Annotated in this window: 1 protein-coding gene; it reads left to right on the top strand. The window is 39.6% G+C overall.

Annotated elements, in window-relative coordinates; translation table 11 throughout:
- Nucleotides 1-309: 309 nt before the first annotated feature.
- On the top strand, nt 310-1,569 hold the full coding sequence (locus ACT3SX_RS14930) for a multidrug effflux MFS transporter (protein WP_192520957.1): 1,260 nt from the start codon (nt 310-312) through the stop codon (nt 1,567-1,569).
- Nucleotides 1,570-1,688: the final 119 nt, after the last annotated feature.

The following is a 1,688-nucleotide window of genomic DNA, read 5'->3' as shown; positions in this document are numbered from 1 at the left end:
GTCTGATGCCAGCATACTTTTTAGAACACCACCATTTTTTTTACTAAAACAGGTTGTCGTTTGAGGTTTTTAGGCATATCTTAAGGCATTTATTTTATCTTTCAGTAATTAACATCTGTTTTATTGACGTCATTTGCCTATTGAAATATAAATGGATAGTGCGATATAGCACTGTCCACCTTTTAATGTGCATGTGACTATATACTATTGTTTTTGTGAGCTGCTTTTGATACCTCCTATCAACAAGTCACAGCTGATGATAACCATAGTATGAGTAATGAAACACTTATTATATAAAACGGCCTTAATATGTCTGCTTCAAAACCATCCCTCCCCAATAAACCTGTTGCGTCTGAGCGAGTTCGTTCTGCTGATCTACCCGTTGCATGGATTATGATGCTCGGACTCATCGTAGCGGTAGGGCCTTTATCTATCGATATGTATCTTCCTGCGCTACCATCAATGGCAGATGACTTTGGCGTCTCTACGGCTTTTATGGCAAATTCTGTCCCAGCTTATTTTTTGGGTCTGGTATTTGGTCAGTTGTTTTATGGCCCATTCAGTGATCGTGTTGGGCGAGTGAAGCCTTTATATATTGGTATGACGTTATATGTTATCGCCTCAATTATTTGTGCAACCACAAATAATGAGTATGTGTTATTTGCCGGGCGAACCGTGCAAGCGCTTGGAGCCTGTGTGGGATCAGTGGTCACGCGTGCCGCGATTCGTGACCGTTTGACCGCCAAGCAAACGGCAAAAGCATTTTCTATCATGATATTAGTAATGGGTCTGGCACCAATATTGGCCCCATCGCTTGGTGCGCTATTTTTACAGTTTTTTAACTGGCATTCTATTTTTTGGTTTTTGGCTGCCTTTGGTGCGCTTAATTTGTTATTGGCTAAGTTTTTCTTCTTTGAAACACTTATCGAAGAAAACCGAAATGTACGTCCAGCAAAAGAAGTGCTTAGCCAGTATTGGGATTTATTAAAAGACCCAACATTTAATTATCCTGCCATTGGCGGCGGGCTTTTGATGGGAGCCATGTTTGTTTATATTAGCTCGGCCTCTGAGTTGATTATGGATACTTATGGTATGTCAGAAACGCATTTCGGATGGCTGTTTGGTATGAATGCCGCGGGATTTGTCGGTTTAACCCAATTGAATCAATTGTTGACTAATCGCTTTCGGCTATTAAGTATCTTGCGTTTTGGTGCGATGATGCAGGTTATCTCTGCGGGCGTGCTCTTTGTGATAGGTCTATTTTTGGGTACAGATGCCTGGCTACCACTGGTATTGGTCTGTATTTTCTTTTGTATCTCAGGCTTAGGCCTGACTCAGCCCAATGCCTCTGCTATTGCACTGGCGTTCCAAAAAAGCCGTGCTGGTATGGCAAGTGCACTACAAGGCTCATTGATGTTTTCAGTTGGTATTTTCGGTGGGTTATTGTTAAACCTATTTCCAGTTAATCCTGTGCTAAAAGTTGGTATTGCGATGTTTGCACTAATGGGGCTTGGTTGTTTCTTGATTTGGCAAATAGATCGTAACTTAGATTTGAATGACGCAGAGTAGTATTATTAAATTCAAATTTTTAAAATGCCCAATATATATATTATATATTGGGCATTTTTTTTATTAACTTATAAATACAAGTCTTTCATCAGATCAAAAATTAAATTATTAATATATAT

This window comes from Psychrobacter sp. AOP31-B2-9, from assembly GCF_052378005.1.
GTDB lineage: Bacteria > Pseudomonadota > Gammaproteobacteria > Pseudomonadales > Moraxellaceae > Psychrobacter.
Note: the sequence above shows the minus strand (reverse complement) of the source record. Positions and strands in the feature narration are given on the sequence as shown.

Coding starts and splice junctions, on each gene's coding strand:
- ACT3SX_RS14930 (WP_192520957.1), top strand. CDS start 310: ATGTCTGCTTCAAAACCATCCCTCCCCAATAAACCTGTTGCGTCTGAG.